Annotated in this window: 24 protein-coding genes; 12 read left to right on the top strand and 12 right to left on the bottom strand. The window is 37.0% G+C overall.

What is annotated here, in order from left to right:
- Positions 1 to 196: 196 nt before the first annotated feature.
- Positions 197 to 652: an ASCH domain-containing protein gene (locus FBT53_RS00250; protein WP_136949164.1), complete on the top strand. Its 456-nt coding sequence runs from the start codon at positions 197 to 199 to the stop codon at positions 650 to 652.
- A 35-nt stretch (positions 653 to 687) separates the two neighbouring features.
- Here FBT53_RS00250 and FBT53_RS00245 read toward each other — a convergent pair whose 3' ends face one another.
- Genes FBT53_RS00245 through FBT53_RS00230 form a run of 4 tightly spaced genes read right to left on the bottom strand, consistent with a single transcriptional unit; the run spans position 688 to position 4,584 of the window.
- Positions 688 to 1,827: a Gfo/Idh/MocA family protein gene (locus tag FBT53_RS00245; protein ID WP_136949163.1), complete on the bottom strand. Its 1,140-nt coding sequence runs from the start codon at positions 1,825 to 1,827 to the stop codon at positions 688 to 690.
- Positions 1,828 to 1,864: 37 nt separating this feature from the next.
- A complete protein-coding gene (locus FBT53_RS00240) occupies positions 1,865 to 3,088 on the bottom strand; it encodes a sugar MFS transporter (RefSeq protein WP_136949162.1) in 1,224 nt (407 codons plus the stop codon).
- 35 nt (positions 3,089 to 3,123) lie between these two features.
- A complete protein-coding gene (locus tag FBT53_RS00235) occupies positions 3,124 to 3,567 on the bottom strand; it encodes a DinB family protein (RefSeq protein ID WP_136949161.1) in 444 nt (147 codons plus the stop codon).
- Between the two features lie 12 nt (positions 3,568 to 3,579).
- Positions 3,580 to 4,584: a sugar phosphate isomerase/epimerase gene (locus FBT53_RS00230; RefSeq protein ID WP_136949160.1), complete on the bottom strand. Its 1,005-nt coding sequence runs from the start codon at positions 4,582 to 4,584 to the stop codon at positions 3,580 to 3,582.
- 143 nt (positions 4,585 to 4,727) lie between these two features.
- On the opposite strand from FBT53_RS00230, the gene FBT53_RS00225 reads away from it, so the two are divergent.
- Both FBT53_RS00225 and FBT53_RS00220 read left to right on the top strand, forming a co-directional pair.
- Entirely contained in the window at positions 4,728 to 6,446 is a 1,719-nt protein-coding gene (locus FBT53_RS00225; protein ID WP_136949159.1) for a GMC oxidoreductase, read from the top strand.
- Positions 6,446 to 7,099: a gluconate 2-dehydrogenase subunit 3 family protein gene (locus FBT53_RS00220; protein WP_136949158.1), complete on the top strand. Its 654-nt coding sequence runs from the start codon at positions 6,446 to 6,448 to the stop codon at positions 7,097 to 7,099. Before FBT53_RS00225 ends, FBT53_RS00220 begins: the two co-directional genes overlap by 1 nt.
- A gap of 130 nt (positions 7,100 to 7,229) precedes the next feature.
- Here FBT53_RS00220 and FBT53_RS00215 read toward each other — a convergent pair whose 3' ends face one another.
- Together FBT53_RS00215 and FBT53_RS00210 are read right to left on the bottom strand one after the other, a co-directional pair.
- A complete protein-coding gene (locus tag FBT53_RS00215; protein ID WP_136949157.1) occupies positions 7,230 to 9,704 on the bottom strand; it encodes a ribonucleoside-diphosphate reductase subunit alpha in 2,475 nt (824 codons plus the stop codon).
- Between the two features lie 128 nt (positions 9,705 to 9,832).
- Positions 9,833 to 10,816: a ribonucleotide-diphosphate reductase subunit beta gene (locus FBT53_RS00210; RefSeq protein ID WP_136949156.1), complete on the bottom strand. Its 984-nt coding sequence runs from the start codon at positions 10,814 to 10,816 to the stop codon at positions 9,833 to 9,835.
- Positions 10,817 to 11,648: 832 nt separating this feature from the next.
- On the opposite strand from FBT53_RS00210, the gene FBT53_RS00205 reads away from it, so the two are divergent.
- A complete protein-coding gene (locus FBT53_RS00205) occupies positions 11,649 to 12,383 on the top strand; it encodes a LytTR family DNA-binding domain-containing protein (RefSeq protein WP_136949155.1) in 735 nt (244 codons plus the stop codon).
- Positions 12,384 to 12,390: 7 nt separating this feature from the next.
- Complete coding sequence (locus FBT53_RS00200) at positions 12,391 to 14,361, top strand: tetratricopeptide repeat protein (protein WP_136949154.1); 1,971 nt, start codon at positions 12,391 to 12,393, stop codon at positions 14,359 to 14,361.
- Here FBT53_RS00200 and FBT53_RS00195 read toward each other — a convergent pair.
- Positions 14,351 to 14,923, bottom strand: a complete 573-nt coding sequence (locus tag FBT53_RS00195; protein ID WP_136949153.1) for a DUF3109 family protein — start codon at positions 14,921 to 14,923, stop codon at positions 14,351 to 14,353. The two genes, FBT53_RS00200 and FBT53_RS00195, sit on opposite strands and share 11 nt — an antisense overlap.
- A gap of 91 nt (positions 14,924 to 15,014) precedes the next feature.
- On the opposite strand from FBT53_RS00195, the gene FBT53_RS00190 reads away from it, so the two are divergent.
- Positions 15,015 to 15,593 carry a MarC family protein gene (locus tag FBT53_RS00190; protein ID WP_136949152.1) on the top strand — a complete coding sequence of 193 codons (579 nt, stop codon included), beginning with the start codon at positions 15,015 to 15,017 and terminating at the stop codon, positions 15,591 to 15,593.
- A complete protein-coding gene (locus FBT53_RS00185; RefSeq protein ID WP_136949151.1) occupies positions 15,590 to 15,796 on the top strand; it encodes a hypothetical protein in 207 nt (68 codons plus the stop codon). The genes FBT53_RS00190 and FBT53_RS00185 overlap by 4 nt, the downstream gene beginning before the upstream one ends.
- A 10-nt stretch (positions 15,797 to 15,806) precedes the next feature.
- On the opposite strand, the gene FBT53_RS00180 is transcribed toward FBT53_RS00185, so the two are convergent.
- From FBT53_RS00180 to FBT53_RS00170, 3 genes are all read right to left on the bottom strand, one after another.
- A complete protein-coding gene (locus tag FBT53_RS00180) occupies positions 15,807 to 17,432 on the bottom strand; it encodes a S41 family peptidase (RefSeq protein ID WP_136949150.1) in 1,626 nt (541 codons plus the stop codon).
- Positions 17,433 to 17,442: 10 nt separating this feature from the next.
- Entirely contained in the window at positions 17,443 to 17,880 is a 438-nt protein-coding gene (locus FBT53_RS00175; protein ID WP_136949149.1) for a dCMP deaminase family protein, read from the bottom strand.
- A gap of 64 nt (positions 17,881 to 17,944) precedes the next feature.
- Complete coding sequence (locus FBT53_RS00170) at positions 17,945 to 18,589, bottom strand: HupE/UreJ family protein (protein WP_370323654.1); 645 nt, start codon at positions 18,587 to 18,589, stop codon at positions 17,945 to 17,947.
- A gap of 184 nt (positions 18,590 to 18,773) precedes the next feature.
- On the opposite strand from FBT53_RS00170, the gene FBT53_RS00165 reads away from it, so the two are divergent.
- Entirely contained in the window at positions 18,774 to 19,931 is a 1,158-nt protein-coding gene (locus FBT53_RS00165) for a PepSY domain-containing protein (protein WP_136949148.1), read from the top strand.
- Here the strand turns inward: FBT53_RS00165 and FBT53_RS00160 are convergent.
- Positions 19,928 to 20,665, bottom strand: a complete 738-nt coding sequence (locus tag FBT53_RS00160; protein WP_136949228.1) for a TerB family tellurite resistance protein — start codon at positions 20,663 to 20,665, stop codon at positions 19,928 to 19,930. The two genes, FBT53_RS00165 and FBT53_RS00160, sit on opposite strands and share 4 nt — an antisense overlap.
- 120 nt (positions 20,666 to 20,785) lie before the next feature.
- Between FBT53_RS00160 and FBT53_RS00155 the strand changes: the two genes are divergently transcribed.
- From FBT53_RS00155 to FBT53_RS00145, 3 genes are all read left to right on the top strand, one after another.
- Complete coding sequence (locus tag FBT53_RS00155) at positions 20,786 to 21,196, top strand: BrxA/BrxB family bacilliredoxin (RefSeq protein ID WP_136949147.1); 411 nt, start codon at positions 20,786 to 20,788, stop codon at positions 21,194 to 21,196.
- A gap of 100 nt (positions 21,197 to 21,296) precedes the next feature.
- Positions 21,297 to 22,034 carry a 1-acyl-sn-glycerol-3-phosphate acyltransferase gene (locus FBT53_RS00150; protein WP_136949146.1) on the top strand — a complete coding sequence of 246 codons (738 nt, stop codon included), beginning with the start codon at positions 21,297 to 21,299 and terminating at the stop codon, positions 22,032 to 22,034.
- Positions 22,031 to 22,702 (top strand): HD domain-containing protein, encoded by a 672-nt coding sequence (locus FBT53_RS00145; RefSeq protein WP_136949227.1) that lies wholly within the window; start codon positions 22,031 to 22,033, stop codon positions 22,700 to 22,702. Before FBT53_RS00150 ends, FBT53_RS00145 begins: the two co-directional genes overlap by 4 nt.
- A gap of 42 nt (positions 22,703 to 22,744) precedes the next feature.
- Here the strand turns inward: FBT53_RS00145 and FBT53_RS00140 are convergent, their stop codons facing one another.
- Complete coding sequence (locus FBT53_RS00140) at positions 22,745 to 24,181, bottom strand: glycosyltransferase family 2 protein (RefSeq protein WP_136949145.1); 1,437 nt, start codon at positions 24,179 to 24,181, stop codon at positions 22,745 to 22,747.
- A 259-nt stretch (positions 24,182 to 24,440) separates the two neighbouring features.
- Here FBT53_RS00140 and FBT53_RS00135 point away from each other — a divergent pair, with 259 nt between their 5' ends.
- Positions 24,441 to 25,865: a Gfo/Idh/MocA family protein gene (locus FBT53_RS00135; RefSeq protein ID WP_136949144.1), complete on the top strand. Its 1,425-nt coding sequence runs from the start codon at positions 24,441 to 24,443 to the stop codon at positions 25,863 to 25,865.
- Positions 25,866 to 25,933: the final 68 nt, after the last annotated feature.

Raw genomic sequence — 25,933 nt, 5'->3', positions numbered from 1 at the left:
ATGTGATTAATTTTCGTCTATTGTCCAATGTAACACTCTATAAATATAGCAACTACAAGCAACGCAACAGGCGTATTCTTTCAGTTTATTTGTTTGAATAACGAAAAGATAATTTTCGTTAAAACGATGCACTCCTTGGTCGAAAACCCCATGTCCTCTATCGAATTAAATTGCATTTTTAATTAATATTGCTGCTATGAAAAACGAAGCTGTAAAACTGTTTTGGGAGGAATTCTCCAAAGCTTATCCTTCTTATAAAAACCATACCTATAACTATGGATATTTTTGCGACAATGAAGCCGATGCTAACACTTGCGCAGAACTGGTAAAAAATGATATTAAACGTGCCACAGCACATGCGCTTTTAAGTTTGCAACATAACAATGAGCCGCTCCCCAAAATAGGTAACCTATTTGTGGTTACGGACTGGTCCGGAACACCAAAGTGTGTTGTAAAAACCACTTCTGTAAAACTACTACCCTACTTTACTATTAACGCGGAGCACGCACGACTAGAAGGTGAAGGTGATAAGTCTTTAGAACACTGGCAGCGCACACATTGGGCTTTCTATACAAGAGCGTTAAGACCCTTTGACCGCTATCCAAGTCAGAGCATGATTGTGGTGTTTGAACGATTTGAAAAAATATATTAAAACCAAAGGCCGCTAACGGCCTTTGGTTTTTTATGCTAGTCTTCTAATGTCACCCAAGTATTCCCACCTTTATGAGATGCTACAGTAGCCTCTATAAAATTCATACCTCTTACCCCATCTTTCATAGTTGGGTAAGCTCCACTATTAGTTTCTTCGCCTCGTATGGCCCTAGCAACACCCAAATAAATATTAGCCATAGAATCAAAAATACCTTCTGGGTGCCCAGGTGGCAACTTGGTACCATCCAAAGAAAATTCGCTATTGTAAGCATGTCCAGGTTTGTAGATACGAGTAGCTTCTGTATCACTCATAAAATACAAGAAATTAGGTCTTTCTTGTTCCCATCTAAACGCCCCCTTTTCGCCATAAATAGCAATAGCCAATCCATTTTCTTCGCCAGTAGCTACTTGGCTACTACGGATTACACCTTTTACATGGTCTCCCATACGAATTAAAACAGTACCATCTACATCCATTTGGTTATCCTCATACAAATAATTAAAATCGCACAAGATAGATTTTACTTGCAACCCAGTTGTGTACTCTACCATATTAAAAGCATGTACACCTATATCTCCCATACAAGAGCTAATACCTGCTTTTTTGGGGTCTAATCTCCAAACACTAGAACGCTTTTCTTTATCATGGATAATTGGATTGATCCATCCTTGGTAATACCGAGCATCTACCTTATGTATTTTTCCTAGCTCGCCACTTTTAATCATTTCGCGCATTTGGCGCACCATTGGGTAGCCCGTATACGTATGGGTTAGCGCAAAAATAACACCAGATTTTTCATGAGATTCTTGCAAAATTTTAGCCTCTTCTAAACTTGTAGTCATTGGCTTTTCACAGATGACATGGAAGCCGTTGTCCAATAACTTTTTAGCCATAGGAAAATGCAAGAAATTAGGCGTAAGAACGGAAACCACTTGTATTCTTTCGTCTTCTGGCAGTTTAAGCTCTTCTGCAACCATAGTGTCAAAATCGGAATAAATCCTATCTAAGGGTACATCTATCTCTTGAGCAAATTCTTTATTCTTTTCAAAATCGGGGTTAAAAACCGCTCCTGTGATTTGATAATTGTCATTAATATGGGCAGCGATACGGTGCAGTACACCAATAAGTGAATCGCCTCCTCCACCTACAATTCCTAATCTAATTTTTTTTGGCATTGTTTTTAAATTATCGTGATTTAACTAATTATGCTACTTACGCAGCTTTTGTATGTATTCTTTTTGTTTCTACTTTTTTTCTTAGGGCGAAAAGGACACCGAACAGTAATACCAATGCTAACGGAAAAAATACCATAAAGCCAAGAACCGCTTGGCCAGCAGCAATATCTGCTGCTTCTTCTACCAAACCAAATGCTATAGCCGTCTCTTTTTCTGCATCTAATCTAGAACCTATAATAGGATTCCAAATAGAGGTAGCAAACATCCCTGCTGCTCCCATTAAAGACATTCCCAATGCTCCTGTTTTTGATAAATACTCAGATGTAAAACCAATCATGGTTGGCCAGAAATAGCACACCCCAAGTGCAAATAATACTGCTGCTGCGTAAATTATATCTCCCTCAGCAACGCTCATAAAATAAATAGCTACTGTGGTAATTATAGCAGACATTAACAACACGCCTATGGGGTTTAATTTATGAACAATAGGCCCTGCAAAAAATCTACCCAAAGCCATAATCCCCGTTACCAAGGCCAATACTAACATTGGACTAGCACCAGAACTACCCAAAATAGTCTCTATCCACTGTTGCGGTATAAATTCTGAAGTTGCGGTTAACGTCATACAAAGCATCATAAACCAGAACAAAGGGTCTAATAACCCTTTAACATTGTCTGTGGTTTTAGAAACCATATTCTCACTTTTAGGAAAGGATTGTGTAAATACCAAAAAGCCATAAATAGCTGTTGGCACTAACATGGTAGCTATTTGCAATTGCCAACCTAAACCTGCGTCCGTCATAAATTTAGAAACTAAGGCACCAATGACCAATCCGCCAGGAAACCAAACGTGGAACTTATTAAGCATAGCGGTTCTATTATTGGTATACATATCTGCAATCATAGGATTACAAGCTGCCTCTACGGAGCCATTTGCAAATCCGATAAAGAATGTAGAAATGATTAGCGACCAAAAGCCACCAGCGTAAATGGTTAACAACAAACCTAAAACATGGCAGACAAAGGCTACAATCATTAAGTTTTTTGGCCCTACCGAGTTATAAATAAACCCACCAATTAGCATAGCAATCGGAAACCCTAAAAAAGCCATACTATTTATATACCCCAACTCTGTATTGTTAATTTCAAAATCAACTCCTAGTTGATTTAATATTCCTGCTCTAATAGCAAAGGTCATAGAAGTAACAATCAGCGAGACACAGGCTGCTAGAAATAATTTGTTCTTATTGATTTGTTCCATGTATTCGTTTTATTTATTCAGTTAATTTTGGTTTGTTATCGTTTGTAAATAATATACTCTAGTTCTAAGGGCTCTACATTATGCTTTCGTAATTCTACCAATAGTTGCCCTCTGTGATGCGTAGAATGGTTTATGATGTGAAAGAGCACATCCTTATATTCAGTGGTATAGGTATTCCCTTTTTCGGTAGTATAATTGATGCGCTTACTCAAATCCTCAGTATTACGAAGTAACCCAAAAGTAGTTCGCTGATTGTTATAATGAATGTCTTCCCAATCCTCTATAGCGTGGATTTGCCATTGAGTATATTCAGAAGCTTCTCCCAACATAGCTGCATTCCATAAATGATGTACATTTAAAATATGAGAAAACAGGCGTTTGCAGCTTTCTGGGTAATCTACGACATCTTTGGCCTGAAGAATTAGCTCTTTATTACAGTAAAAATTATAGTCAAACAGTTGATTTAAATGGGATTCCATTGCTAGGTAGGGTTATACTATTGTCTTTGCTGCTTTAATCAATAAATTTTTGGTTGCTAAAATACCCGCTTCTTCACTCAGTTCATCCCCTTCGTACTCTACTCCTATAAAACCAGCATAACCAGCATCTTTAACAATGCGCAACATTTTATTGTAATCGGTATCTGTCTCATTACCATTAGCATCAAAATTCATAGATTTAGCACTTACAGCTTTGGCATACGGCATTAATTCTGCCACACCTTTATACCTATCGTACATTTCTACACAGGTAGAATGCCAATTATTAGGATCTTCTTTAGCAATACAGAAATTCCCAAAATCTGGGAGGGTACCACAGTTTTTCATATTTACTTTCTGCATTACTTGAGCCAATAAGGCTCCGTTAGAAGATAAACCGCCATGATTTTCTACAATCACGTTTATATTTTTATCCATGGCATATGTACTTAAACCCTTAAGTCCATCTATGGCCGCAGGCAACCATTCTTCCTCTACCGTACTACCCGCTAAATTTACTCGGATACTATGGCAACCCATTGCAGCAGCTGCATCTACCCATTTATAATGATTCTCTATTGCAGCCTTACGCTCTGCCTCATCATTTACTGCCAAATTTCCTTGGCCATCTATCATGATTAAAAGATTTTGCAAACCGTGTTTTTTTGCCTCTGCATTGCTACGGTCTACAAAATTTTTCATAGCCGCTTCAGAAAAATTTTCTTTCTCTAATTCTGGGTAGTATAATCCACTTACATATTCCAATCCAGTGAAGCCCCATTGTTTTGCTTTTTCAGCAAAAAGATAGGGATCTAAACCTTCTTCTCTAATCATTCTATTAATAGACCACTGTGCTAGTGAAATTTGAAAAAAAACGGTTTCTTCTTTTTCTACTTCCATCCCCCCTTCTGTCATTTTTTCTTCTTTCTTTTTTTCCTGTTTGCAAGCTTGTAATCCCAAGACAGAAATTCCAATGGTGGTCAAAGCGGAATTTTCTACAAATTTTCGTCGTTTCATGGTGATTTTTAAGTATTTCTGATTTTGAAGAGATTAGCGAAAACTACAACGTTATAGTACGATATTCTCAATTTTCATAAGGATTAAATGTAGAAAATTAATTTAATATTTAATACATTTAGAGAATAAACAATTTTAAACAAATGAGCAAATTCTATTACAACGAGGAACAGGATTCTTATGATGCCATCGTAGTTGGAACAGGGATCAGCGGTGGATGGGCCGCAAAAGAGCTCTGCGAAAACGGCCTTAAGACCCTAGTCTTAGAAAGAGGTAGAATGGTAAAACATAGAGAGGATTACCCAACTGCCAATAAAGATCCGTGGGATTTTAAAAACGCTGGAAACCCAACTGCTGAAGACTTAAAGCAACAAGAAAAACAAGCACGTACAGGTTACACAGTAAAGCAAGAATCTAAACATTGGTTTGTTAATGATTTAGAGCACCCCTATAATGAGGTTAAGCGTTTTGACTGGATGCGTGGTTACCACGTGGGCGGGCGTTCTATAATGTGGGGTAGACAAAGTTATCGTCTTAGCGAGATAGATTTCGAAGCCAATAAAAAAGAAGGGATTGCTGTAGATTGGCCTGTCCGTTATAAAGATATTGCTCCTTGGTATGATAAAGTAGAATCTTACATTGGTGTATCTGGAGAATTATTAAACTTACCGCAACTACCAGATGGTAAGTTTGAGCCCATGATGGACCTAAATTGTGTGGAGCAACACGTACGCGAAAAGGTTTTCGAACATTTTGATGGTAGAATCCTAACTTCTGGTAGGGTTGCACACATAAATAGTGATAAAAAATTTGAAGGCGATGGTAGAGTTCGTTGCCAATTTAGAAACCGTTGCGTTAGAGGCTGTCCTTTTGGAGCTTATTTTAGCAGTCTTTCTTCTACCCTACCCGCTGCGGAAGCTACTGGTAATATGACACTAAGACCAGATGCTATTGTACACGAAATTATGTACGACCCAGATACTAAAAAAGCAACTGGAGTTAAAGTAATAGACCGCACAACTAAAGAGACCTATGAATTTAAAGCAAAAGTAATTTTCTTATGTGCTTCTGCTGTAGCGTCTACCTCTATTTTGATGCAATCTAAGTCTGACCGTTTTCCAGATGGTTTAGGAAATGACTCTGGAGAACTAGGACACAATATTATGGACCACCACTTTTTAGTTGGTGCTCGTGGTAAAATGGATGGTTTTGACGATAAATATTACAAAGGAAGAAAGCCTAATGGAATTTACGTACCAAGATTTAGAAATTTAGGTGGCGCTTCTGATATGAAAGATTTTACTCGTGGCTATGGGTACCAAGGTGGTGCAAGCCGTGGGGATTATGAAGACTTAGTGGCCGAAGCTAGCTTTGGTAAAGCCTATAAAGATGCTGTTCTTTCTCCAGGTGGTTGGAATATGAACATGTTAGCCTTTGGGGAGATTTTGCCATATCATGATAACAAGATGACCTTAGATTACGGTAAATTAGACCAATGGGGCTTGCCTACCGTAACTTTTGATGCAGAAATTCGCCAAAACGAATTAAACATGCGTAAAGATATGCAAGACCAAGCCGTACAAATGTTAGAAAAAGCTGGTGCTAGAGATATAGAACCGTATGACAATCCGTATGCTATTGGTTTAGGTATCCACGAGATGGGAACCGCAAGAATGGGGCGTGACCCAAAAACTTCTGTACTTAATGAGTACAACCAAGTACATACCTGTAAGAATGTTTACGTAACAGACGGATCGTTTATGACTTCTGCCTCTTGCGTAAATCCTTCTTTAACTTATATGGCATTCACAGCAAGAGCAGCCAACCATGCCGCAGAAGAACTTAAAAAAGGAAACTTATAATGGAAAGGAGATCAGCACTTAAAAACATGGGGCTTGCTTTTGGTTATGCCGTTGCTACCCCAACATTATTGAGCGTATTACAAAGTTGTAAAGAAAAAGCTCCCTATGCAGAATGGGTTCCTTCTTTTTTAGAGAAAGATAAAGGTTTTGCCCTTGCGCAAACTTTAGATATTATTTTACCTAAAACAGATACTCCTTCTGCTACAGAAATGAACGTACATACGTTTATAGATACTTTTATAGAAGAGGTATTAGAAAAAGAGCAACAAGATTTTGTACTTAAACGTATGGATATGTTCTTTAGCAAAATACAAAAAGATGCTGGTAAGGAAACCATTGCTGACCTTACACCAGAAGACATTGAACCTGCTTTAAAAATGTATCTTAGAAAACGTACAGAAGAAGAGGAAGAAATACATTCTAAAGCCATAAGTGGTTATATGGAAGCTATTATGCAAGGTGGCGAAGCTACTTTGGAAGAAGATGTAGCTAACTTCTCCTTTGCTAATGACATTAGAGATATGGCAACATTTGCCTATAAAAACTCCGAATACATAGGCGAAGAAGTTTTAGCATACCTGCCTATTCCTGGAGAATATATTGCCTGTGGCAATGTTAACGAACTGACCAACAATAAAGCATGGTCACTTTAAACTAAGCAAGATTATCGCTAAAAAAGCTCCCAATGGGAGCTTTTTTTTGACCTTAAATACAAACGCCCAAAGGAAAAGCTTTGGGCGTTTGTATTAAATAAACACTTTTATAATAGTATATACACTAATACTAAGAGCCGCACATAAGACAATCATCATCTGCTTGCCCTTCTTTAGCACGTGCAATGAGCTCTCTCATCTCTTCTGCAGACATAGGCTCTACTTCCACATCACTGGGATTACCAACCGCAGTTGCACTCACTTGCATTGTAGCTGCTACCTCTGGTTTAGGCACCTCTACTGCTGTTTCTACCGCTACAGGCTCTTCTTTCTTTTTAGAATTGTCTAAAGTAAATTTAATAGCATCTACAGCCGCTTTAGTACGCAAGTAGTACATACCTGTTTTTAAACCGCTCTTCCAAGCATAAAAGTGCATAGAAGTAAGCTTTGCAAAGTTGGCATTTTCCATGAACAAGTTTAAGGACTGACTTTGATCTATAAAGTATCCTCTTTGGCGACTCATATCAATAATATCCTTCATACTCAACTCCCACACCGTCTTGTACAACTCTCTAATTTCTGCAGGAATGCTTTCTATATGCTGTATAGAGCCATTAGCACGCATTAGCTCTTGTTTTAAACCTTCGTTCCACAAACCAAGGCTTACCAAATCTTCTAATAAATGCTTGTTCACAACTATAAATTCGCCAGACAAAACCCTTCTAGTATAGATGTTAGACGTATATGGCTCAAAACATTCATTATTACCTAAAATCTGAGAAGTTGAAGCAGTTGGCATTGGCGCTACCAACAAGGAGTTTCTAACACCATTTTTCTGCACCTCTTTACGAAGTTTAGCCCAATCCCATCTACCGGAAAGTTCTTCATCTTTAATACCCCAAAGGTTATGTTGAAATTCGCCCTGAGAAATTGGAGAACCTTCATAACTAGAATAAGGTCCTTCTTCTTTCGCCATTTCCATAGACGCGGTTACTGCTGCAAAGTAAAGTGTCTCAAAAATCTCTTGGTTCAGTTGTTTAGCTTCATCACTCGTAAATGGCATACGCAACATAATGAACGCATCTGCCAATCCTTGCACACCAAGACCTACTGGCCTGTGTCTCATGTTAGAGTTCTCTGCCTCTTTTACTGGATAATAGTTTCTATCAATTACTTTGTTAAGGTTTTTAGTGACACGTTTGGTAACTTTAAAAAGTTCTTTATGATCAAATTGACCATTCTTTACAAACATGGGTAACGCAATAGAGGCTAAGTTACATACAGCTACTTCATCTGGAGAGGTGTACTCCATGATTTCTGTACATAAGTTAGATGATCTAATGGTTCCCAAATTCTTCTGGTTACTCTTTCTATTTGCCGCGTCTTTATACAGCATGTAGGGTGTACCAGTTTCTATTTGCGACTCTAGGATTTTCTCCCAAAGTTCTCTTGCTTTTACCTTTTTTCTTCCTTTCCCCTCTGCCTCATATTTGTGATACAACGCTTCGAACTCATCGCCATGAATATTAAAAAGGTTTGGGCACTCATTAGGGCACATTAATGTCCATTCCGCATCTGCCTCTACGCGTTTCATAAACAAATCTGGAATCCACATGGCATAGAACAAATCGCGCGCACGCATTTCTTCTTTACCATGATTCTTTTTTAAATCCAGAAAATCAAAAATATCTGCGTGCCAAGGTTCTACGTAAATAGCAAAACTCCCTTTACGCTTGCCACCTCCTTGATCTACATAACGTGCAGTATCATTAAATACGCGTAGCATTGGCACAATACCGTTGGATGTTCCGTTGGTCCCTGCAATGTAAGAACCTGTTGCACGCACATTATGTATAGATAAACCTATACCACCTGCCGACTGAGAAATTTTAGCCGTTTGTTTAAGGGTGTCATAAATACCATCTATACTATCGTCCTTAGTAGCTAATAAGAAACAAGAAGACATCTGCGGCTTTGGGGTACCAGAATTAAATAAGGTTGGTGTTGCATGTGTAAAGTACTTTTTAGACATCAACTCGTACGTCTCTATAGCAGCATCCAGGTCATTAAGGTGTATCCCTACAGAAACACGCATTAACATGTGTTGTGGACGTTCTGCTATTTTGCCATTTAATTTTAAAAGATACGAACGCTCTAAGGTTTTAAACCCAAAATAATCGTACCCAAAATCACGATTGTAAATTATAGTAGAATCTAATTTGTCTGCGTTTGCCTGTACTACTTCGTACACCTCATCAGACAACAAAGGCGCTTTCTTACCTGTTCTAGGGTTTACATACTCGTACAAATCCTTCATCGTTTCTGAGAAAGATTTTTTAGTGTTTTTATGTAGGTTAGAAACAGAAATACGTGCAGCCAGTCTTGCATAATCTGGATGCGTAGTAGTCATAGTTGCAGCAATCTCTGCAGCTAAGTTATCTAGTTCTGATGTAGTTACCCCATCATATAAACCTTCTATAACACGCATGGCTACCTTTACAGGGTCTACAAGGCTATTAAGCCCGTAACACAACTTTCTAACTCTGGCCGTAATCTTATCAAACATTATCGGCTCTTTTCTCCCGTCTCTTTTTACTACGTACATCTTTTCTAACGCTTTTAAATCTTAATAAATGGCAATACTATTATGAGGTTGTTAAAATTTTAACAACTCGTTTTGGGTTCTAAAAAACCCCTTGTAGATACCAAGGGGGTGGTATGTGTTATTGTTGACTAGAAATCAGCGTCAAAACTGATTTTCTGAGAATCGCTATCGTCTTTTTTAAGTACACCTGCTTTTTGATATTCAGAAACACGTTTCTCAAAGAAATTGGTTTTTCCTTGTAAAGAAATCATGTCCATAAAATCAAACGGATTAGTGGCGTTATACACCTTTTCGCACTCCATTTCTACAAGTAATCTATCCGTTACAAACTCTAAATATTGGGTCATTAACTTAGCATTCATCCCAATTAAGCTTACGGGCAAAGACTCTGTAATAAACTCTCGCTCAATATTTAACGCATCTACAATAATTTCTTTAATACGCTCCTTTGGCACTTTGTTAATCAAGTGCTTGTTATGTAAATGCACAGCAAAATCACAATGCATACCTTCATCTCTAGAGATTAATTCATTAGAGAAAGTTAAACCAGGCATTAATCCTCTTTTCTTTAACCAAAAAATAGAACAAAAGGCTCCCGAGAAAAAGATACCCTCAACCGCAGCAAACGCTATTAAACGTTCTGCAAAGCTGGGAGACTCTATCCATTTAAGGGCCCAATCTGCTTTCTTTTTAATTGCAGGAAAATTTTCTATAGCTTGGAAAAGCACATTTTTCTCCTTTTCATCCTTAACATAAGTATCTATCAAGAGCGAATAGGTTTCTGAATGAATATTTTCCATCATTATCTGAAAACCATAAAAGAATTTGGCCTCAGAATATTGCACTTCGTTTACAAAATTCTCCGCTAAATTTTCATTAACAATACCATCAGAAGCCGCAAAAAAGGCTAAAATATGTTTAATGAAATATCGCTCATCGTCATTGAGTTTTGTATTCCAATCTGTTAAATCTTGGTGTAAATCAATTTCTTCTGCAGTCCAAAAACAAGCTTCACACTTTTTGTACCATTCCCAGATATCATTATGTTGGATTGGGAAGATTACGAATCTATCTTTATTCTCTTGTAAAATGGGTTCAACAGCAGTAGACATATCTCTCTAATATTTTTAGAATGGGTTGTAAAAATTACCTGGCGGCAGGGACAAACAAAGATTGTAAAATACCATTGAATTCTAAAGGCTGTTGAAGCAATTAACATTACAAGTTTTTAACAGATCTTGTTGAAATGTAGGCTTAGCAGCGGAGTTTATTGAGCCGATCAAACTTAGAGCTGAAACCGCATTATTTTTACATTGTAAACGAAAACAAAAAAGACCAAAAAGTATAATCAAATTATATACTTTTTGGTCTTTATTTTATAGGATAACCTTACCACCAAACCGTACGGCCAATGCAATTATCAAAAGGATTAAAGCCTAGGTAGTTCCCCCGAAACCTAGCACCATCTCAATTGAAAAAGCATCAACTATTTTATCTATTCACATGCTTGCGCACATTGGCGGCCGTACGATGGTTGGTAATGTGATGAACATTTTACTTAGCTGCAATTAATGTCTCTTGTTTTGCTGGCATGTCTTTTTCAGAAACAACAGCAAAGAAGAGCGAAATCAATAATACGATGAACATTAGTATACACTTTCTCATAACTTAGTCCGTGTTTTTAGTCTAGCAATCTTGGATTAAAATTACCACTACAATGGTCGCAAATTGAGCCTATTTGTATAATTGGTATAGAAACCTGTACGAATGGAAAGCGGTTTGTATGAATTCTGACAGATAAATTTTAACATTTGCAGCGTTAACAGGTTGTTTCTTACAGGATTACCCTAAAAGCAACCAACTATGCATAATAAACGACCAGAAATACAATCTTATGCGCAGAATTTAATCTAAGTCTTATTTTTACATTAAACACCTATAATCATGTTACAAGCTGTACTGGTAGATGATGAATCTAAAGCTCTAGAAAGTTTAACGTGGGAGTTAAACAACCTTAGTAATGAGGTTAATGTTATTGCGTCATTTACAGATGCACACGAAGCATTGGGTTATTTAGAGGACCACACCCCAGATTGCTTATTTTTAGATATTGAAATGCCTTTAATGGATGGTTTTCAGTTTATTAAAAGCCTAAAAAACAAAAGCTTTCCTGTAGTGATCACCACTGCTTATAACCAATATGCTTTGAAAGCTCTGAAGAACGAAGCTATTGATTACCTACTTAAACCTATTGATACCGATGACCTTAACGATACGATTAAAAAGATTAAAAAGTTCAATAACAAAAATCAAACCGCAGAAAAATTAGAGCAGATTCTTTTGAACTTTAATGCTCGTTCTTTGGATAAAAAAATTACCATTAATACAGATGGCAAATTACTTTTTTTAGAAAGTGATGAAATTTTATATGCTGAGTCTGATGGTAACTACAGCACCATATACTTAGAAGATGGCCAAAAAATTGTATTAACAAAAAAGCTCAAGGAGGTAAATGCACTATTACCCGATACTTCTTTTTTTAGGATACATAATTCCTTTGTTGTTAATTTAGGAAAGATTAAAGAGTTTTTGAAAACAGATGGCTACGTCATCTTAAAATCCAATCACAAAATTCCTGTTTCTCGTCAAAAGAAATCGGATTTTTTAGATTTGCTCTAACAGAACTATGGCCCAAATCCGTTTACAGTATCTGCACCTACAGCAAAGAGTCTTCTTAATTGCCACGTTATGCTTTTGCATAGGTATACGCTCTACTGCACAAGAAACTAAGTTTAATGAGGCACCTTCAGCAGACAAAGCCATTTTAGCCTTATTAGCAAATAGACCAACTACCTACGAAGAAATAGATAGCAGTTTTGGATTTTTTAAGAGAGACACATTGCTCCTTTTAAAATTTAGAGACACCGCCCATGCTGAGAATTATCAAGATGGTAAAGTATATGCATTAAACATGCTCGGCACCTATTTCAGAAATAAATCTGACTACAAAAAGGCCATTACCTACCATGAGGAGGCACTCGCCCTCTCTAAAGACATAAAAAACACTAGTCTAACCATCAATAGTTTAAATATGCTTGGGGTGGTTTACAGACGTATGGATGCTGTTAAAACTGCGCTAGACTACAACCAACGGGCATTAGAAATGGCAGATACCGTAAAAAACAAAACACATCATATATACCGAAGTATCAACATAAGTCTCAACTGCATAGGCAATATATACCAATCTCTGGAGCAATATGATTTGGCTATTGATTATTTCCAGAGAGCCCTAAAATCTGAAGGCGATTTGGGAAACAAACTCGGTTTAGCCATCAACAATCAGAATATTGGCGATTGCTATGAATATAAAGGAGATTTAGAAACCGCTCTAGATTACAATAGGCGTTCCTTAGCCATTAATGATGAGATGGATAATACCTACGGTAGAATTATCTGCAAAAATAGCATTGCACAAATCTATCTTAAGCAGCAACAACCCAAAGCAGCTAAAGACTTATTAGAACAATTGGTAGAGCCCATAAAAAACATTGGCGACAAATTTATCTGGAGCAATGTAATGATTAATCTAGGGTGGGCCAATATGGAACTTGGAGCTATTAACGTTGCAGAAAAATACATGCTAGACGGCCTTGGCATGGCCGTGGATAAAAACATTACAGGGCAGATAATTTATGGCAACAAGCTTTTATCTGAGTTGGAAACTAAACGTAAAAATTACGAGAAAGCCCTAACCTATTTTAAAGCGGCAGAACGTATAGAGAGTGATGTTAAAAACGGACAAAATCTACGTTACATTAACGATTTAATCACACGTTACGATGCTGAACGAAAAGCCAATGAAATTGCTGAACTTAATGCAGAAAATGAACTTATAAATCTACGTTTACGCAAGAACCAAACCACCATTTTAATTAGTACACTACTCGTAATATTGGTCATTACCATTTTACTAATCATGTATCGCAATCGCCAATCTAATTATGAAAAAAGGGTGATTGGTTTAGAACAAAATATGTTGCGTAGCCAAATGAATCCGCACTTTTTATTCAATTCTTTAAACAGTATAAAACTGTATATTATTAATAATGATAAAAAAAATGCGGTACATTACCTCAATAAATTCTCCAAACTTGTACGTAGAATATTAGACGGCTCTACCCTAAAAGAAACCACTCTTGCAGAGGAATTAGAAACCGTAGACCTCTATATAAACATAGAAAACATCCGCTTTTCTGAAGAGATAAGTTATGAGGTAGTTATTAAAGACGATTTAAACCCAGAAAACATAAAAATTCCGTCACTGCTATTACAACCCTTCTTAGAAAATGCCATATGGCATGGACTCTCTTCTAAGGAGGGGTTCAAAAAAATTACAGTAACCGTAGAAAAACTCAATGACTACCACATCACTTTAAGCATTATGGATAATGGGGTGGGCCGTGCTAAATCACAAAAAATAAAAGAAAAACGTGTTATTAAACGTAAATCTGTTGGGATAGATATAACAAAAGAACGATTGGCCAATTTTTCTAAGGATTATCAGCACGGATATAGTGTAAACATTATAGATTTATACGATGAAAAAAGTAACCCTTCTGGAACAAAGGTGGTATTAGAAATACCTATTTATTAAGATGCTGCTCTGCCACTTTCTCTAGTTCCGCATACCATGTAGTACCAAATTTCCGAATTAGAGCATCTTTTACAAATTTATATATTGGCACTTTAAGCTCCTCTCCCAACGCACAAGCTGGGTCACAAATAGTCCATTTGTGGTAATTTACAGCTGTAAATTCTGTGTAGGCTCTAGTTCTTACAGGATATAAATGGCAAGACACTGGTTTTTTCCAATCTATTTTGCCATCGTTATACGCCTCCTCAATACCGCATTTAGCAATTCCATCATCAGAAAAAGCTACATAAGCACATTCTTCCCCGTTTACCAATGGAGTTTCCCATTCACCATCCATTCCTTTAACAAAAACACCCTGCTCCGCAATTGCCTTTTTGCCTTCTTCTCTTAAATAAGGTGTAACAGCGGTATAAATTTGCTCCAAAATGGGCAATTCATCTTCCGTTAACGGTGCACCAGAAGAACCTTCAATACAACAAGCTCCCTTACACGCATTTAAATTACACACAAAATCGTTCTCCAAAATTTCCTCTGATATTAGTGTGCTGTCTATTTGAAACATAATGCTTATTTTGATGCTGTAAATTTAATAGGGTTTTAGCAAATACTTGGTCATAAATAACTGTAGATTTGCACCCTCAAAATTTAATGGGATGAATTTCAATTTTAAGGAGATAGCCACAGCGAGCATGGTTTTATTTGCGGTGATAGATATTTTAGGTAGTATCCCAATCATAATTTCTTTGCGCAAAAAGGTAGGTCATATACAATCAGAAAAAGCTGCAATTGTTGCAATTTGTATTATGATTGCTTTTTTGTTTGTTGGGGAAAGTATTTTAAACCTAATTGGTATAGATGTAAATTCTTTTGCGGTGGCAGGGGCCTTCATTATCTTTTTCTTAGCAATTGAAATGATTTTAGGTATTCCTCTTTTTAGAGATGATGAACCTAAAACCGCCTCTGTGGTACCCATTGCTTTTCCGTTAATTGCAGGAGCAGGAACTATGACTTCTTTATTATCTTTACGTGCAGAGTTTCACGTAGAAAACATCATCGTGGCCATTGTGGTAAATATGTTGTTTGTTTACTTAGTACTTAAATCTTCTAAACGCATAGAAAAAATGCTAGGTAAAAATGGTCTAGAAATAATTAGAAAAGTTTTTGGCGTTATTTTATTAGCCATTGCTGTAAAACTTTTTGCCACTAATATTAACGAATTGCTAAACCGATGAACAAGACTTTCTTAATTATAATGATACTAATTGCATTAGCATTGGCTATTTATAACGTTACCATGCTAGATTTTAATGCTCTTTTTAAGGGAGATAGCTTAATTGCTTGTATTGGTATTTTGGCTGCACTATCTGCCATTGTTTTATTGTTAATCTTAAATACCTCTAAGCGTATTGAGCAAAAGATAAAAGAGCAAAAATAACTTGACGTTCTTAGTCTACAATATCTTCCGTAACTGGTACTTCTTCTTGTTTTGCTGCTTCTTCTAAACTCAGCACTTTTTGAAGCATTATATCTTCTGTAGATTTTATTTTTGCTGCTAAGTTAGGTGAGTATAGTTGTTCTGCAATGTTTGCTTTTAGATACCTTTTAATCATCTGCTCATTAGCATAAAAATCCATCTTAATATTATTATTAAGTAAGTAATCTATAAATCTTTCAAAGATGATGTCATCCACACGATAATCTTCCATAAACTCTTTCTCTGGAAAATTATAAAATCTGCTACGGTCCAACTCTAGAAACCGAAAAGCAAAATCAGAAAAATACCCAGAGGCCTCCATACTTTGGATACGTTCATGGTCTAGTGTACCTATTGGCACAAACTCATCTGGTATAATCCCACCTCCGCCATAAACAACCTTTCCTTTTGGTGTGGTAAACTTTAATGAGTCTGCCACTTTTATACTATCCACAGAAATTAATTCACCACTCTGGTAACGGTCCATAAAGGTTTGGTAGTAATCTTTATGTCCTTTTGCATAGGGCTTTTGTATAGACCGCCCTGTTGGGGTGTAGTACCTAGAAACCGTTAAACGCACTGCAGAGCCATCGCCTAAATCCATTTCTCTTTGCACCAAGCCTTTGCCAAAAGAGCGCCTCCCTACAATTGTACCCAAATCATTGTCTTGCAGTGCTCCTGCTATAATTTCACTTGCAGATGCAGAACGCTCATTAATTAGTACGTAAACCTGTTTATTTTCAAAAGTGCCTTTATTAGTAGCAAAAACTTTGTTGACTTTTCCCTTTTTATTTTTTGTAAAAAGAATAAGCTGCCCATCCTCTAAAAACTCATCTGCCATTTTCTCTGCAATGCCCAAATAACCCCCAGGATTATCTCTTAAATCTAAAACGAGTTTACGAGCACCCTGCACCTGTAAGGAATACAAAGCTTCTTTAAACTCTTTAAATGTTGATTCCGCAAAGCGATTTATTTTTATGTATCCCAATTCTTTATTAAGCATGTATTGGGCCTCCACACTACGTATAGGCACCACACCTCTACGTATCTCTACTTTAAAGGTTTTGTTTTCTGTTTTACGATACACCATTAGCGATACTTTAGAACCTTCTTTCCCTTTAAGTTTGGCAACCAAATCACTATTGGGTATGCGTTTACCATACAGTGTATCGCCATCTGCCAATAAAATTTTATCACCAGCTTTTAGTCCCTTTTTATAACTAGGACCATCAATGATGGTACGGACTACAGTAATGGTATCTTTAACTCTGTTAAAACGAATGCCAATACCTACAAAATCACCCTTCATATTCTCGGCTACTGCTTCCATTTGGTCTTTTGGAATGTAGACAGAATGTGGGTCTAATTTGCCCAAAATATTATTTACGGTAACATCTACAATACTATCTGTATCAATCTTATCTACATACTCGTAGTCTATATAATCTATTAACCTATTGAGTTTATCTTTTTTGGAATTTGTAGTGAAAAGCTTTTCAGGAGAATCACCAAAATGAAGCTTACCACCAATAAAAATGCCTAATGCAAGAGCAAAGGAAAAAATGGTAGGTTTTAAGATGGATTTCATTCCTTTCATACACATACAATTATACTGGCTCTTCTACTACTGGCATATGCACGATTTCCACTCCTGCTTTTTCTAAAAATCGAAGTCCAGAATCGTCTTTATATGCATTCTGATACACCACACGTTTTATGCCAGATTGGTGTACCAACTTACTACACTCTTTACAGGGAGACAAGGTAATGTACAAGGTTGCTCCATCACAAGATTGCGTAGAGCCAGCCACTTTTAGAATAGCATTAGCTTCTGCATGGAGTACATACCACTTGGTATACCCTTCTTCATCTTCACATACATTTTCAAAACCGGTGGGTGTTCCATTGTATCCATCAGAAATTATCATCCGGTCTTTTACAATAATGGCTCCTACTTGTTTTCTTTTGCAATAAGATAACTTACCCCATTCTTGAGCCATTCTTAAATAGGCACGGTCGTACTTTTCCTGTTTAGAATCCTTCATTCTTCTAAAGATACCTGCTTTGTTAACGTCTACCAATGAATTCCGATAAAATTAACGAAACCTCTTACAAAGGAAACGTTTCTATCAACATCGGTATTGTAATTCCTAAAATGAGTATTGAACCAGCTAATACAAACCATTTACTGGCAAGGTTGAGCTTGTGAACGATTATGTAATGTAGCATAAGTACAGAAAGTATAATCACTAATTGCGATACTTCTATCCCCGTAGCAAACCCCAATAGAGGAGTTATTTTATCTTCTGCTTCTGCCATCATCATATTAAAATAATTGGAGAAACCAAAACCATGTATCAATCCAAAAAAAGCTGTTGCCAAACCTGTAAAATACCAACCCGTATTTTGGGTTGTGTTATAGACCCGGTAAACATTAAAAATTGCTGTAAAGGCAATTGTGACAGGAATTAAAAATTCTATCCAGCTGGCATCTACCCTTAAAATATCAAAAGCAGATAGCGCTAAACTGATACAATGGGCTATTGTAAAAATGGTTGCTAATAAAACTACCAAACGCCACTTTTTAAATCCGTATGGTATAGCTAGTGCACTTAAAAAAAGAATGTGGTCATAGGCAGCAAAATCGAGTACATGCGCTACTCCAAGCTGCAGATATAGGCCAAAATCGTTCATGAGCTGTTCTAAATTGATGCCTAAATGTAAGAAATTTAAAGGGTGGATAATGTTGGACATCCATCTACCTTAAATTTATTTAAAACAAATCTAAATAAAAATTGTATTTACCATTGCCAGCCGTTACATTTGTACTGTTATTTTAAACAAGTCTAAATAGCAAGACCAAAACAAAAGTTGTTGTATAAAACTTAAAATAATATAAACAACCAGGATTAAGACCAACCAGAATTATTTTACAAATATGGCGACCAAAAAGAACACTTACGGATTTAAACAATTGATAAATGATATTCACTTATGGTTAGGCCTTGTAAGTGGCATTATCATTTTTTTGGTATGCCTAAGTGGTACAATACTCACGTTTGAGAAAGAGATAGAAGGCTGGTTTAAAGAAGATTTGGCCGTAGTGCCTAGTGGAGCGCCATTATCTTTAAGTACGCTTAGTCAAAATCCAAATTTAACTGCAAAGGGGCAATTGAATGCGGTAACCATTCCTACAGACCCTAAAGAGCCCTATTTATTCTCTATAAAAGAAAATCCTAAACAACGCCGCGGTACTAACTACCAAGTAAACCCATATACTGCTGCTCTTTTAGCTCCACAAAAAACCGCTGTGGACGATTTTATGTTTAGTATGTTTAAGCTACACCGCTGGATGTTGCTCGATTCTAAAATTGGTAGACCCATAGTTGGTATAGCCACCATTATCTTTTTAATTCTTTCTCTAACAGGGATTGTTCTTTGGTTTCCAAACAAATTGAAATGGAAATATCTAAAAAACGGCTTTAAAATTAAGACCAATGCCAATTGGAAACGTGTAAATCATGATTTACATAATACCCTAGGGTTTTACGCTTGTTTGCTAATTTTAGTCATGGGTTTAACCGGACTATGCTGGTCTTTTGAAGGGTATAGAACAGGGCTTAGCGCAGTTTTAGGCACCAAGGTATTTAATAGAGGTGGTGGTCCAGAATTTGATGCTGCCAAAGTGGCTAAAGACCAAGAAATATCTTTAGAAGAAGCTTTGGAATTGAGCCAGACACACTTAAATTATCAAGGAGTAGTACAAATTAGTTTGCCAAATAAAAAGAATCCTACCTATACCATACGTAAAATAGCAGACCAAAGCTGGGTGACTACAGCGTATGATAATCTTATTTTGGGACTAGACGGAACCGTATTGGCTAAGGAGCTGTATGCAGATAAGCCTTTTAATGTAAAAATAGCCTCTGCCATTAAACCTATACACACTGGGGAGATTTATGGCACGTTTAGTAAAATCTTGTATTTTCTGGCGTGTTTAATAGGTACAAGTTTGCCAATCACAGGCACCATAATTTATATTAATAAACTAAAGAAAAAAAAAGCCAAAAGACGAGTGGCCCAAGCTATAGCTTAAGATAATCCTCTTTCTTGTTGAATGGTTTCATAAGCTTTTTGCACTTGCTTAAACTTTTCTTCGGCTCCCTTTTTTATAGCCTCATCTTCCGTTACTACACGGTCTGGGTGGTATTTTTTAGCCATTGTTCTATATGCCTTTTTTACCTCATCATCACTGGCAGCCTTAGAGATTTCAAGAATTTTATAGGCATTGTCTGCTTCTTTAACAAACATAGCTTTTATACTCTCAAAATCGTAATTACCAATTCTTAAATAGGTGGCAATTTGTTTGAGTTTATTAATTTCAGCAGTACTGGCCTGCCCATCAGATTGTGCAATTCCAAATAAAAAATGAACCAATTGCAAACGTACTTCATGTCGAGTACGTTGATTAAGGTAGGTGCAGATACGTTCAGCAGAAACTTCTCGTTTTTTAATGACCTCATTAAAGGTTTTAAAAATGGCATTTGCTTTTTCTTTTCCGTAGGTGCTTATAAAATACTGCCGAACATAATCTAACTCTCGCTGGCTTACTTGTCCGTCTGCTTTAATCACAATAGAACATAAAGAGAGTAGGTGCAACTCAAAATCTGCAGGAGAAACCGTTTGTTTTTTATAGTTCTTGTAAACGGTACTTGCACTAGCTCCGCTAGTCTTTAGGTTATCTAAAAAACTACCGACGATGAATCCAAGAATAGCACCTGGCAACCGTAAAAACACATAGCCCAAAATGGCTGCACCCCATTTAATCATACCGTAATTATTGACGAACAAAGATAGACCATTAAAAAAAATTGCTAACGTGAACACCTTGTTAAGTTTAATCTGCTTATGCGACAAAAAGTTTATCTTTGAACTGTAAAAAGAAAGTTTATGTACCCAGAAGAATTAGTAAAACCAATGAGACAAGACCTAGCTTCTGCTGGTTTTGAGGAATTATATACAAGTGATGCCGTAGAAGAGGCACTTAAAAAAGATGGTACTACTCTAGTTGTAGTAAACTCTGTATGTGGTTGTGCAGCAGCTAATGCAAGACCAGCTGCTAAATTGAGTATTCAAAACAGTAAAAAACCAGACCATTTGGTAACCGTTTTTGCTGGTGTAGATACGGATGCCGTAAATACCGCTAGAGCAGCTATGGTTCCTTTTCCTCCATCTTCTCCAAGTATGGCATTATTTAAAAATGGTGAATTGGTACACATGATAGAAAGGCACCACATAGAAGGTAGACCTGCAGAAATGATTGCAGAAAACCTAATGGAGGCTTATAACGAGCATTGCTAAGCTACAATTTAAAGCAAATAGAAAACCACTCTTTTAGAGTGGTTTTTTTAGTTTGTAAAGATTCTGTTTTACCTTGCCACCCTAAACTAACATAGACTCCATGCTTAAGATACTTTCTTATCCTTTAACAGTACTCTATCTTCTGTTATTTGGGCTATTTCTTGTAACATTTCATCCCATACAATGGATTTGTTTTAATTGGTTTGGATACGAAGCTCATAGACGTAGTGTCGCCATTTTAAATTGGTTTTTAATGCGGAGCACTACAGTTTTGGGCACACGTTATAGTTTTACCAACACGCATGATATCCCAACAGACAGGCCTTTAGTGATTGTTACCAATCACCAAAGTATGAATGATATTCCTGCTATAATTTGGTACATGCGTAAATACCACCCCAAATTTGTAAGTAAAAAAGAATTAGGCAAAGGCATTCCTAGTGTGTCTTACAACTTAAGGCATGGCGGCTCTGTACTTATAGACCGTAAAGACCCTAAACAGGCACTTATGGCCATTGCTTCTTTAGGAAAATATATAGAAGAACACAATAGATCTGCAGTAATTTTCCCAGAAGGTACCCGTAGTAGAGACGGTAAGCCAAAACCTTTTAAGCCCATGGGTTTAAAGACTTTATTAAAAAAGGCTCCCAATGCTCTGATTGTTCCTATAAGCATCAATAATTCTTGGAAACTTTTGAAGTACGGTAAATTCCCTATGGGATTAGGGGTACATGTTACTTTTGAGGTGCATCAACCGATAGAAAATAGTAAAGACCTAGACATCCTTTTAATACAAGTAGAAGAGGTAGTAAAATCTGGAATTAAATGGAAAGAATAGGAGACGACCAACTCATAGAAGAAACAATTGCTTTTGTAAAGGAAACCTTGCAAGGCGCAGAGGGCGGTCACGATTGGTTCCATATACAACGTGTATTCCGAAATACCATCCGTATTGCTAGGGATGAAAATGTAAATATCTTAGTAGCAAGCTTGGGAGCGTTGTTGCACGATATTGCAGATGCTAAATTCCACGATGGAGATGAAACCGTAGGTCCTAAAATGGCTTCGGCCTTTTTAGCTTCTTTAGCGGTAGAACAAGATGTAATAGACCACGTAGTAAAAATAATAGAGCATATTAGCTTTAAAAATAGCTTGGAAGACGGACCTACCTTTACGTCTCCAGAATTACTAGTAGTGCAAGATGCTGACCGTTTAGATGCTATTGGCGCCATTGGTATTGCTCGTACTTTTAATTATGGTGGTTTCAAAAATAGAGAACTATATAACCCCGCCATACCACCCAACCTAAACATGAGCAAAGAGGCCTATAAAAAATCTACAGCGCCTACCATTAATCATTTTTATGAAAAGCTATTGTTATTAAAAGACAAAATGAACACCAAGACGGGAAAAGCTCTTGCAGAAGAACGCCATGCGTTTATGCTTAGCTTTTTAGAGCAATTCTATGCCGAGTGGAATCCTATAGGCATTAAAGAAGAAGCATAAAAAAGGTCGGGCTCTTACCCGACCTTTTTATATAAATTTATTTTAAGGCATCAACTTAAATCGTCTTTGCTTTTTAGCGTCTAATCCTCTAGTTAACCACCCTCCTTTACTTACCGTTGCAATAGAATACGGCGTTATCCAGAACAAACCAAAGGTGTAAAATATGCTGTAGGAATACGCCCAAAACGACTCGGCAAAATTGTATTTTCTGGAGTAGAAAATAACCGAGAAAGAAGATAATATCAAAATACTTACCAATGAGGATCCAATAAATAATAACGGTTCGGTGACCACAAAGAACAACATGAATACAAATAATGGATAGCTCATTACAATTTTTAATACCTGACTGGTGAATAACAATCTTGCAGCGCCTTTACTATGTGCTCTAAAGTTGGTAAAAACAAACTTAGACATCTCTAATACTTCTCTAACGTTGCTTCTATCCCATCTAATGAACATTTTATACAAGTTTTTGTAACGCTCTGGCACATTGGTATAGCAAAATGCATTGCTTTGAAAAAGCACACTAAATCCTTGCTTTATTACCATGTTGGTTAAAGCTTGGTCTTCCCCTATATCAGAAGGTTTACCCATGAACTTTTGGTTAATCCATTCTTCTTTACAATTGAAAATCACCTCTCGTTTATAAGCTGCCAAAGCTCCTGGAGTACATAGCACCGTATTAACATTGCTTTCTGCGGAACGTACAAATTCAAAACTCAACACAAAACTTACATCTAACATTTTAGGCAACAATGCTTTTTTATTGTTTAATACCCGGATGTTCCCTGCTACTGCACCACATTTATTATCTACTATAAAAGGACTTACTAAATTCCGTAAGGTGTTTTGGTCCACAATAGAATCGCTATCTACTGTAACAAATACATCGCCAGTACCCAAATGGAAGCCTCGGTATAAGGCATGCCTTTTACCCATATTCTTAGGTTGCTGATAAATTTCTACTTGGTCTCCTAACACTTGCTTTGCTTTTTGCATCCATTCCCAAGTATCGTCCTTACTTCCGTCATTTATAGCGATAATTTGTAATTTTTCCTTAGGAAAATCGCTCTTAGACAAACTTATCAAAGTATCATAGACTTGCTTGCCTTCATTATACGCTGGTACAATTACGGTAGTAGTTGGCAATTCTGTATCACTCACAGATTTTATCGCCTTGTATTTTATGTAATGGTATAGAGTATATAAAAAGAAAAAGGCTTTAAATACTAAAAGACTCAACGCTAATAATAAGAATGAACGGCCTAGCAAAGAGCTACGTTGTTCTGTGTTAAATTGTGTAAAATCTTCATGCAACACATACACCAAATAAATAGCGCCCAACATCAAGGCTAAGGAACTCCCCTTAACAAAGATTTCTGCACCATCTGCGGTATAAAAAAAGTGCTGTATTCGTTTTAAAAAAGTGGTCTTGTTTTGGTCTTGGTTGGCTTCCTTAGAAGTAGTTTTAGACATTATGTGTGCTGTTTTAGTGTTCTTGATTTAAATACACCTCTTATACGCACTTGGCTGAGCGTATGGATGACAAAAAATGAAATTTTAACACTATCGATATATTATTTAATATTTGTCTTCTTCCCTTAACGTATAATTAATACAATGCCTTTAGTAGCCTACCACTATCTGCTAAACTTTTTACAGCTGTTATCGGTCTAAAAAGTTAACATCATCTACCCCAAAATCCGTATCTTTTTAAAAACTAAAACTAAACCGAATGCAACGACGTAATTTTGTTAAAAATGCAGCCGCGGGTACGGCTGCCTTCACTATTGTACCCAGCTTTGTCTTAGGAAAAAATCACGTTCCTCCAAGTGACACACTTTATGTAAGTGCCTTTGGCGTGGGCGGAAGAGGTGCTGGAGTAATTGAAGGCCTACACAACACCGGTAAAGTAAAATTTGTTTCTTTTTGTGATGTAGATGATAGAGCTGCAGCCAATACCTACAAAAACTTCCCAGATGTAACCACCTATAAGGATTTTAGAACGGTATATGACAAACACCTTAAGGACATGGACGCAGTAATGGTAGCCACTCCAGACCATACACACGCTACCATTGCCCTACCGTTTATGAAAGCCAAAAAACATGCTTACGTAGAAAAGCCTTTGGCGCATAATATTTATGAAGCTAGGCTGATGACTAAAGTAGCTCGAGATAATAATGTAATTACCCAAATGGGTAACCAAGGCGCCTCTAGTGATGGTAGCCGTGTTGCACGGGAATGGGTAGAATCTGGCATTATTGGCAAGGTGCATACCATAGATTGTTGGACCAACAGACCCGTATGGCCGCAAGGTGTTGCCGTACCCAATACAAAAGAACGCATTCCTAAAGAGTTAGATTGGGATTTGTGGTTGGGGCCTGCTGCTATGAGAGATTATAATTCTAGATACTTACCTTTTAAATGGCGAGGTTGGTGGGATTTTGGAACAGGCGCTTTGGGCGATATGGGATGCCATATAATGGAAACTCCCTTTAGTGTATTAGACCTTGGCTACCCTACTGAAGCAGAAGCGAGTTGCACTACTGTTTGGGTAGGCGATTTTGTGGAGGCAGATTATAGCCCTTCTTGCCCACCGTCTTCTAAAATACATTTAAAATTTGAGCACGATTATCACGGAGATATACAACTGAATTGGTATGATGGTGGTATTAAACCAGATTTGCCAGACGAGCTTAAAGATGGTGAAACTATAGGCAATGGTGATGGTGGAACTATAATGTATGGCGAAAAAGGGATTATTGTAGCAGACACTTACTCCCAAAATGCACGTTTGTTACCGTCTGACCTCATGGGTTTCTACCAACAACCTACACCTAAATATCCAAGAGTTACTAATGGTATCAATGGTCATATCCAAAACTTTGTAGAAGGCTGCTTAACCGGGGTAGAAACCTCTTCTAATTTTGAAAAAGCAGGAAAACTTACCGAAACCGTACTTATGGGTAATTTGGCCGTACGGGCTTACCAATACAAAAAGTTGAAAGCTGGTAAAAAAGTAGGCGATTGGGATCCTTATAGGTACGAAGGCCGCCGCAAACTGCATTGGGATGGCGCTAATATGCGAATTACCAATTACGAAAAAGCCAACGAATGGGTAACTAGAGACTACCGTAAAGGTTGGGAGCTTTCTTAATTAAAAAGACACTATAGCTATAAAACCGAGAGTACTGCTCTCGGTTTTTTAATTTGCAAAAATTCCAA

This window comes from Flavobacterium sp. ASW18X (genome assembly GCF_005144745.1).
Taxonomy (GTDB): Bacteria; Bacteroidota; Bacteroidia; order Flavobacteriales; family Flavobacteriaceae; genus Croceivirga.
The sequence above is the reverse complement of the archived record's forward strand: the minus strand, read 5'-3'. Positions and strand labels throughout refer to the sequence as shown.

Coding starts and splice junctions, on each gene's coding strand:
- FBT53_RS00250 (WP_136949164.1), top strand. CDS start 197: ATGAAAAACGAAGCTGTAAAACTGTTTTGGGAGGAATTCTCCAAAGCT.
- FBT53_RS00245 (WP_136949163.1), bottom strand. CDS start 1,827: ATGCCAAAAAAAATTAGATTAGGAATTGTAGGTGGAGGAGGCGATTCA.
- FBT53_RS00240 (WP_136949162.1), bottom strand. CDS start 3,088: ATGGAACAAATCAATAAGAACAAATTATTTCTAGCAGCCTGTGTCTCG.
- FBT53_RS00235 (WP_136949161.1), bottom strand. CDS start 3,567: ATGGAATCCCATTTAAATCAACTGTTTGACTATAATTTTTACTGTAAT.
- FBT53_RS00230 (WP_136949160.1), bottom strand. CDS start 4,584: ATGAAACGACGAAAATTTGTAGAAAATTCCGCTTTGACCACCATTGGA.
- FBT53_RS00225 (WP_136949159.1), top strand. CDS start 4,728: ATGAGCAAATTCTATTACAACGAGGAACAGGATTCTTATGATGCCATC.
- FBT53_RS00220 (WP_136949158.1), top strand. CDS start 6,446: ATGGAAAGGAGATCAGCACTTAAAAACATGGGGCTTGCTTTTGGTTAT.
- FBT53_RS00215 (WP_136949157.1), bottom strand. CDS start 9,704: ATGTACGTAGTAAAAAGAGACGGGAGAAAAGAGCCGATAATGTTTGAT.
- FBT53_RS00210 (WP_136949156.1), bottom strand. CDS start 10,816: ATGTCTACTGCTGTTGAACCCATTTTACAAGAGAATAAAGATAGATTC.
- FBT53_RS00205 (WP_136949155.1), top strand. CDS start 11,649: ATGTTACAAGCTGTACTGGTAGATGATGAATCTAAAGCTCTAGAAAGT.
- FBT53_RS00200 (WP_136949154.1), top strand. CDS start 12,391: ATGGCCCAAATCCGTTTACAGTATCTGCACCTACAGCAAAGAGTCTTC.
- FBT53_RS00195 (WP_136949153.1), bottom strand. CDS start 14,923: ATGTTTCAAATAGACAGCACACTAATATCAGAGGAAATTTTGGAGAAC.
- FBT53_RS00190 (WP_136949152.1), top strand. CDS start 15,015: ATGAATTTCAATTTTAAGGAGATAGCCACAGCGAGCATGGTTTTATTT.
- FBT53_RS00185 (WP_136949151.1), top strand. CDS start 15,590: ATGAACAAGACTTTCTTAATTATAATGATACTAATTGCATTAGCATTG.
- FBT53_RS00180 (WP_136949150.1), bottom strand. CDS start 17,432: ATGAAAGGAATGAAATCCATCTTAAAACCTACCATTTTTTCCTTTGCT.
- FBT53_RS00175 (WP_136949149.1), bottom strand. CDS start 17,880: ATGAAGGATTCTAAACAGGAAAAGTACGACCGTGCCTATTTAAGAATG.
- FBT53_RS00170 (WP_370323654.1), bottom strand. CDS start 18,589: ATGTCCAACATTATCCACCCTTTAAATTTCTTACATTTAGGCATCAAT.
- FBT53_RS00165 (WP_136949148.1), top strand. CDS start 18,774: ATGGCGACCAAAAAGAACACTTACGGATTTAAACAATTGATAAATGAT.
- FBT53_RS00160 (WP_136949228.1), bottom strand. CDS start 20,665: ATGATTAAATGGGGTGCAGCCATTTTGGGCTATGTGTTTTTACGGTTG.
- FBT53_RS00155 (WP_136949147.1), top strand. CDS start 20,786: ATGTACCCAGAAGAATTAGTAAAACCAATGAGACAAGACCTAGCTTCT.
- FBT53_RS00150 (WP_136949146.1), top strand. CDS start 21,297: ATGCTTAAGATACTTTCTTATCCTTTAACAGTACTCTATCTTCTGTTA.
- FBT53_RS00140 (WP_136949145.1), bottom strand. CDS start 24,181: ATGTCTAAAACTACTTCTAAGGAAGCCAACCAAGACCAAAACAAGACC.
- FBT53_RS00135 (WP_136949144.1), top strand. CDS start 24,441: ATGCAACGACGTAATTTTGTTAAAAATGCAGCCGCGGGTACGGCTGCC.